This window comes from Rhodococcus sp. (in: high G+C Gram-positive bacteria), assembly GCF_049299235.1.
Lineage (GTDB): Bacteria > Actinomycetota > Actinomycetes > Mycobacteriales > Mycobacteriaceae > Rhodococcus.
In genome coordinates this window covers 1-7,010 of record NZ_JBAQXC010000115.1, presented here as the reverse complement: position 1 = coordinate 7,010, position 7,010 = coordinate 1, and the positions used below count along the sequence as shown (strand labels likewise).

Annotated in this window: 7 protein-coding genes; 3 read left to right on the top strand and 4 right to left on the bottom strand. The window is 67.9% G+C overall.

The annotated features are described in order from the left end of the window. Positions 1-43: 43 nt before the first annotated feature. The 3 genes from WAX14_RS07440 to WAX14_RS07430 all read right to left on the bottom strand — a co-directional run bounded on the left by WAX14_RS07440 (position 44) and on the right by WAX14_RS07430 (position 3,064). Entirely contained in the window at positions 44-1,579 is a 1,536-nt protein-coding gene (locus WAX14_RS07440) for an FAD-binding protein (RefSeq protein ID WP_422627453.1), read from the bottom strand. Between the two features lie 94 nt (positions 1,580-1,673). Further along, positions 1,674-2,321: a CoA transferase subunit B gene (locus WAX14_RS07435; RefSeq protein WP_422627452.1), complete on the bottom strand. Its 648-nt coding sequence runs from the start codon at positions 2,319-2,321 to the stop codon at positions 1,674-1,676. Further along, positions 2,318-3,064: a CoA transferase subunit A gene (locus WAX14_RS07430; protein WP_422627451.1), complete on the bottom strand. Its 747-nt coding sequence runs from the start codon at positions 3,062-3,064 to the stop codon at positions 2,318-2,320. Before WAX14_RS07430 ends, WAX14_RS07435 begins: the two co-directional genes overlap by 4 nt. 74 nt (positions 3,065-3,138) lie before the next feature. Here WAX14_RS07430 and WAX14_RS07425 point away from each other — a divergent pair, with 74 nt between their 5' ends. Together WAX14_RS07425 and WAX14_RS07420 are read left to right on the top strand one after the other, a co-directional pair. After that, the gene (locus WAX14_RS07425; RefSeq protein ID WP_422627450.1) at positions 3,139-3,942 is read left to right on the top strand and encodes an IclR family transcriptional regulator domain-containing protein; all 804 of its coding nucleotides are present in this window, start codon (positions 3,139-3,141) and stop codon (positions 3,940-3,942) included. Between the two features lie 23 nt (positions 3,943-3,965). Then, positions 3,966-5,177, top strand: a complete 1,212-nt coding sequence (locus WAX14_RS07420) for an acetyl-CoA C-acetyltransferase (protein ID WP_422627449.1) — start codon at positions 3,966-3,968, stop codon at positions 5,175-5,177. Positions 5,178-5,187: 10 nt separating this feature from the next. Here WAX14_RS07420 and WAX14_RS07415 read toward each other — a convergent pair whose 3' ends face one another. Continuing rightward, positions 5,188-6,225 (bottom strand): NADP-dependent oxidoreductase, encoded by a 1,038-nt coding sequence (locus WAX14_RS07415; RefSeq protein WP_422627448.1) that lies wholly within the window; start codon positions 6,223-6,225, stop codon positions 5,188-5,190. A gap of 178 nt (positions 6,226-6,403) precedes the next feature. Between WAX14_RS07415 and WAX14_RS07410 the strand changes: the two genes are divergently transcribed. Next, positions 6,404-7,010: wax ester/triacylglycerol synthase domain-containing protein (locus WAX14_RS07410; protein WP_422627447.1), on the top strand; the 607-nt coding region annotated here is incomplete at its 3' end.

The following is a 7,010-nucleotide window of genomic DNA, read 5'->3' as shown; positions in this document are numbered from 1 at the left end:
GGCTCCTGGAGGAGCCCAAACGGCACACGGGCGACGAAGTCGCCTAGCGCGAAGCCATATCCCGCACCGCGACGTGCGCGAACAGCATGCTCGCACCGATCGGATTGCCACCACCCGGATAGACGGTGCCACTGGCCGCGGCCATCGTGTTACCCGCCGCGTACAGGCCCGGAATGGGTTCGCCGGAGGGCGTCAGGACGCGCGCCGTCGGATCGGTGCGCAACCCGCCCTTGGTGCCGAGGTCGGAGATGCCGAACTTCGCCGCGTGGAACGGGCCCTTCTCGAGCGCGACCATCGGTGACTGCCCGCCGGAGAACGCCCGATCGTACGGTTCGTCGCCGCGCCCGAAGTCGTCGTCGACACCCGTCGCCGCCAGCTCGTTGTAGCGCGCGACCGTCGCGACCAGAGCATCGGCCGGAACGCCGATCTGCTCGGCGAGTTCCTCCAGGGTTTCGCCGGTCTTCCACAGCCCGGCCGCCACATACTTCTCGGCTTCGACCATCGGCACATTCGAGGCCTTGACCGGCGGAACACCGTCGTCGGTGTTGTCGTAGATCATCCAGAACGGCAACGTCACCGCATCGTCGTCCATCTGCGTGATGATGTCGCGGCCCAGCCGGTCGTAGGGCGCCGATTCGTTGACGAATCGCTTGCCGTCCTGGTTGACGAAAATGCCGCCGGTGAACCACAGTGCGAACGCCGAACGACCATCCGGGTGGGTCATGCCGGGCGACCACCAGGCTTCACCCATGAGGTCGACGTCGGCGCCCGCGGCGATGCCCGCCTGGTGCGCCTTCCCGAGGTTCGACCACGGCCCCATCGAGTCCCGCGCCACACCGGGCACGCCGTACTCGGCGCGCATGGCGTCGTTCTGTTCGAAACCACCGGCCGCGAGCACGACACCGCGTCGCGCCCGGATCGCGCGACGCTCGCCGTCGTGTTCGACGATGCCGCCGACGACCGCGCCGTCCTCGACGACGAGGTCGACGAGCGGCGTGTTCAGCCGGGTGCTCACATCAGGGAACTTCTTCAGCGCCACCAGGAAACGGCCGACGAGGGCGCGACCACCGATGAGGTACTTCGGCAACTCCTCGCCGGTACGTTCGCGGCCGAGCGGACCGCGAACCGATTCGTTGAGATCGTCGAGGCCCTTCGCGGACATCGGTGCCGGGGCGATGTGACGGCCTCCGGCACGCGCCTTCGGTGCCTTCCCGAAGTAGTCCGGCCACGGCAGCACCTGGAACTCCAGATCCGCGTCGGATTCGAGGTAGTCGATGAGAGGGGCGCCACCCGTGACGTACGCATCCTGCAATTCGCGGGGCGTCCGGTCGCCGACCACCGCATGGTAATAGGTGAGGGCATCCTCGATGGTGTCGTCGTCCCCGGCGCGGCGCAACACCGCGTTCGTCGGGAACCACACGCCGCCGCCCCCGGAGTAGGCGGTGGTGCCGCCGTAGTACTCCGACGCCTCGACGAGGATCACCGACAGACCCTCACGGGCGGCGGTGTAGGCGCCACAGCACCCACCTGCTCCCGACCCGACGACGAGCACATCGCATTCTTCTGCCCAGTCCACCATGCTGCCTCTCGATCACCGTTGCCTGAGTTGAGTCACGGTAGGCGCAGCCGGGGGAGCCCCGCAGCGGTTCGTCCTACTGGCCGGGAACCCAGTTTCAGACGACCAGATTCGCGGCGGTCGCGGCGACGACCTCGTCGACACCGATCCCCGGTGCCGTCTCGACGAGTTTCAGTCCCTCGTCGGTGATGTCGATGACGGCCATGTCGGTGATGATCCGCTGGACGCAGCGCTTACCGGTGAGCGGCAGGGTGCATTCGTCGAAGATCTTCGGCTCGCCCTTCTTCGTGACGTGTTCCATCATCACGATGACGCGCCGGGCGCCGTGCACGAGGTCCATCGCGCCGCCCATGCCCTTGACCATGGCACCGGGGATCATCCAGTTGGCGATGTCGCCCGTCGCACTGACCTGCATCGCACCGAGCACGGCGACATCGATCTGGCCGCCGCGGATCATCCCGAACGACTGCGACGAATCGAAGAACGACGCGCCCGGCGCGACGGTGATCAGTTCCTTGCCCGCGTTGATGAGTTCGGGGTCGATCTCGTCCTCGTACGGGTACGGACCGACGCCGAGCACACCGTTCTCCGAGTGCAGTATCACCTCGATGCCGGTCGGGAGGAAGTTCGGCACGAGGGTGGGCATGCCGATACCGAGGTTGACGTACTGGCCGTCGGACAGTTCCTGTGCGACGCGCGCGGCCATCTGCTCGCGGGTCAGTTTCCTGGTGGCTGCCTGAGTCATGAACGGACCGTCCTGTTTTCGATGCCGACCGTGACCGGACCGACCGGCACGACGCGCTGTACGTGGATGCCGGGGGTGTGGATCTCGTTCGGATCCAGCTCGCCGGGTTCGACGAGATATTCGACCTGCGCGATGGTGACGCGACCCGACGTCGCGGCCGGCGGGTTGAAGTTGCGGGCGCTCTGCCGATAGACGAGATTGCCGTGGCGGTCACCCTTCCAGGCGTGGACGAGGGCGTAGTCGGCGACGATGCCTCGTTCCATCACGTAGGTGACGCCGTCGAATTCGCGGGTTTCCTTCGGCGGAGACGCGAGCGCGATGCCTCCGTCGCCGTCGTACCGCAGGGGCAGCCCGCCCTCTTCGACCTGGGTGCCGACACCGGCAGGCGTGAAGAACGCCGGGATGCCGGCGCCACCGGCGCGCATCCGTTCGGCGAGGGTGCCCTGCGGGGTCAGTTCGACCTCGAGTTCACCGGCGAGGTACTGGCGCGCGAACTCCTTGTTGGCACCGACGTACGAGGAGATGGTGCGGCGGATGCGGCCCTTCTCCAGCAGCACACCGAGTCCGAATCCGTCGGTTCCGCAGTTGTTGCTGACGGTCTCGAGGTCGGTGGCGCCCTGGTCGAGGAGGGCATCGATGAGGGCTTCGGGGACGCCGACCAGGCCGAATCCACCGACGGCGATCGTGGCGCCGTCCGGGATGTCGGCGACGGCCTCGGCGGCGGTGGCAACGACTTTGTCCATGTCCGCAGCCTACCCGGAAATGTACGCAATGTGAACCCTCGTCCGCAATGCGAACACTCCGCTATGCTGAACACATGAGCGACACCGCGACAACGACGGACACCCCCGGCGCCTCCCCCGACTTCGTGCAGTCACTGGCCCGGGGCCTGGCCGTCGTCAAGGCATTCGACGCGGCCCAGCCGCGGCAAACCCTCAGCGACGTCGCCAAGACCACCGGACTGACCCGCGCGACCGCGCGCCGATTCCTGTTGACCCTCACCGAACTCGGATACGTCCGCACGGACGGATCGCGGTTCTGGCTGACACCGCGCGTACTGGAACTCGGCTACAGCTACCTGTCGAGCCTGACATTGCCCGACGTCGCCCGCCCTCATCTCGAGGCACTGGCGGCGGCGGTACACGAATCGACCTCGGTGTCGGTGCTCGACGGCGACGACATCGTGTACGTCGCACGGGTTCCGGTCACCCGGATCATGACCGTGTCCATCACCCTCGGTACCCGATTCCCCGCCCACGCGACGTCGATGGGCCGGGTCCTCCTCGCCGGATTGCCCCCAGCCGACCTCGACGCCTACCTCGCCCGAGCCGACCTGACGGCCCTCACCGACCGCACCGTCGCGACGGCCGCAGACCTGCGCGCCGAACTCGAGACCATCCGGCGCGACGGCTACAGCATCGTCGACCAGGAACTCGAGGAAGGACTGCGCTCGCTCGCAGCACCGATCCGCGACGCGGCAGGAGCAGTCGTGGGTGCGGTGAACATTTCCACCCACGCCGCCCGCTACACCCTCGACACCGTCCGCGACGAACTGGCACCCGCCGTCGTCGCGACCGCCGCCGCGATCTCCACCGACCTCGCCGGCACCCAAACCCACTAGAGAAGAACCGAACCGAGGACACCATGCCCGACGCCGTAATCTGCGAACCGCTCCGCACCCCCGTCGGCCGCTTCGGCGGCACCCTGAAAGACATCGCCCCGGAAGACCTGGCCGCCACCGTCATCCGCGACATCATCGCTCGCACCGGCATTCACGGTTCGGACATCGACGATGTGATCCTCGGGCAAGCATCCCCCGGCGGTGAGTCGCCCGCGATCGGACGAGTCGCGGCACTCAATGCCGATCTCGGCGTGGATGTTCCCGGACTCCAGGTCGACCGGCGTTGCGGATCCGGACTCCAAGCGATCATCCAGGCAGCCATGCAGGTGCAGACCGGTGGCAGCGACCTCGTCCTCGCGGGCGGAACAGAATCCATGAGCCAGGCGGAGTTCTACGCCACCGGCATGCGCTGGGGCATCAAGACCGACTCGGTCGCCCTCAGCGATCGACTTGCCCGCGCACGCGTCACCGCGGGCGGACGCAACTTCCCCGTCCCCGGCGGCATGATCGAAACCGCCGAGAACCTGCGCGCCGAATTCGCCATCAGCCGAGAAAATCAGGACGCCCTCGCCGTGCAGTCGCATCACCGCGCGGTCGCCGCCCAGCGGAGCGGTGTGTTCGCCCAGGAAATCGTCCCGGTCGCGGTGCCGCAACGCACGGGTGTACCGAAGGTGGTCGACACCGACGAACATCCGCGCGCCGACACCAGCCTCGAATCGCTTGCGGCACTACGGCCCATCCGTGGCCGGGTCGACGCCGAGGCCACCGTCACCGCAGGCAATGCCAGCGGCCAGAACGACGGTGCGGCACTCGCCGTCGTCACCACCGCGGAGAAGGCCGCACAACTCGGACTGCGACCCCTGGCCCGACTCGCGAGCTGGGCGGTCGCGGGTGTGTCGCCGCGCACCATGGGCATCGGTCCGGTACCGGCGACCGAACAGGCTCTCGGGCGTCTCGGGCTCACCCTCGACGACCTCGACGTCATCGAACTCAACGAGGCCTTCGCCGCCCAGGCACTTGCCGTCACCCGCACATGGGGGCTCGAACCGGACGACCCGCGCCTGAATCCCAACGGCTCGGGCATCTCGCTGGGTCATCCCGTCGGCGCGACCGGGGCTCGTATCCTCGCGACGCTGCTGCGCGAACTCGACCGGCGTGAGGGTCGCTACGGACTCGAAACCATGTGCATCGGAGGCGGTCAGGGCCTCGCCGCGGTTTTCGAGCGCGTCGCCTGAACCACGGCGGTCACCTTTCCGGGGCGACCCGCACGACAAGTTTGCCGAAGTTGCGGCCCTCCAACATCCCGATGAACGCCTCCGGTGCGGCGTCGAGACCGTCGACGATGTCCTCCCGGTACCGCAGGGTGCCCTCGCGCAGCCATGCGGGGGCGTCCCGCAGGAAGTTGTCGTGCATCTCGTCCACGAACTCGGACTGGATGAAACCGCGTACGGTCAGGCTCTTCACCAGCACCGCGGACATGAACGCAGGCAACCGATCCCGACCCTCCGAGGTCGTCGCATTGTACTGCGCCACCAGGCCACACACCGGCATCCGCGCGTAGGGGTTCAGCAGCGGAACCACCGCGGCAGCGACTGGGCCACCGACGTTTTCGAAGTAGACGTCGATGCCGTCCGGCACGGCTTCACGCAAGCGGTCCGCGAAATCGGGGGCGCGGTGGTCGATCGCCGCGTCGAACCCGAGGTCGTCGATCAGGTACCGGCACTTGTCCGGTCCACCCGCGATACCGACCGCCCGCGCCCCCTTGACTTTCGCGATCTGGCCGACCGCCGACCCGACGGGGCCGCTGGCCGCGGCGACGACGACGGTCTCACCGGCCTTCGGCTGCCCGATCTTCAGCAGACCGGCATACGCGGTGAACCCGGGCATGCCGAGGACACCGAGCGCCGTCGACAGCGGCGCCGCCTCCGGATCGAGTGTGCGCACGGCCCGGCCGTCGACGACGGCATACGTCTGCCAGCCCGTCCCCGCCAGGACGTAGTCGCCCTCGGCGAGGCCGGGACAGCGTGAGGTGACGACCTGCGCGACCGTCGCCCCGACCATCACCGCGTCGATTTCGACCGGCGACGCATACGATTTCGCGTCACTCATCCGCCCACGCATATACGGATCGAGGGACAGATACACCACCCGAACCAGGACCTGCCCGTCTTCCGGTTCGGGAACGTCGACGGTTTCGGTGCGGAAGTTCGCCGCGGTCGGCGCACCGGCCGGCCGGGACGCGAGGACGATCCGGGTGCTCTGAACATTCGTGGAACCGGTCATGGCTTCCAGTGTGCCCGTCTTCCCTGCTGCCCACACCTGCCTCGGTGATCCCGGTGCAGCAAGCGCGGCGATCCGGTCATGTCGGTACAGTGCGTCATTTCGGTACAGTGCACAGTCGTGCCCACCGGCGCCCGGCCCGGTCGAACAACCGCGACGATCATGTGCACGAAGGAGCGTTGTGGAACTGACACCGCAGGTCCCACCAGCCGACGCCACCTATGTTCTCGAAGCCGACCACGGTCACCATCTCGATCCGCTCTTCTTCTGGGTCTTCGATTCCGGAGCCGGGGCGCCCCCCGGCGCCGACGAGATCACCGAACACTTCCGCACGCGCGCACCGTCCTACGCGCAGCTCGAGCGCCGTTTCGTCGACGTTCCCTTGCACCTCGACCGCGCGTATTGGGTGGCCGATGACCGTCCGGTCGAGCAGCGCATCGTCCACGACGAGCGGACGGGGCTCGGCTGGACCGAACTGCACGACGCCCTCGGGCAACTCGCCGCGACGCCGCTCGACGCCCGGGCGACGGCCTGGCGGATCGATGTGTTCCACGGCGTCCGAGATGTACCCGGCACATCGACGCCCGCAACGGTCGTGGTGCTCCGCGGAAACCACTCGCTGATCACGGGACCGATCACGAATCAACTGTGGGAAGGATTCTTCGGCAACAGTACCGAGCCCGTGCGATTCCCCGGCCTCGGGCCGGCCGCCCCGCACGTCGGCCGCATACTCGCGGTGGCACGAGGCATCGCTCGTGTCCCCCGCGCGACGGCGCGCTACGTCCGGG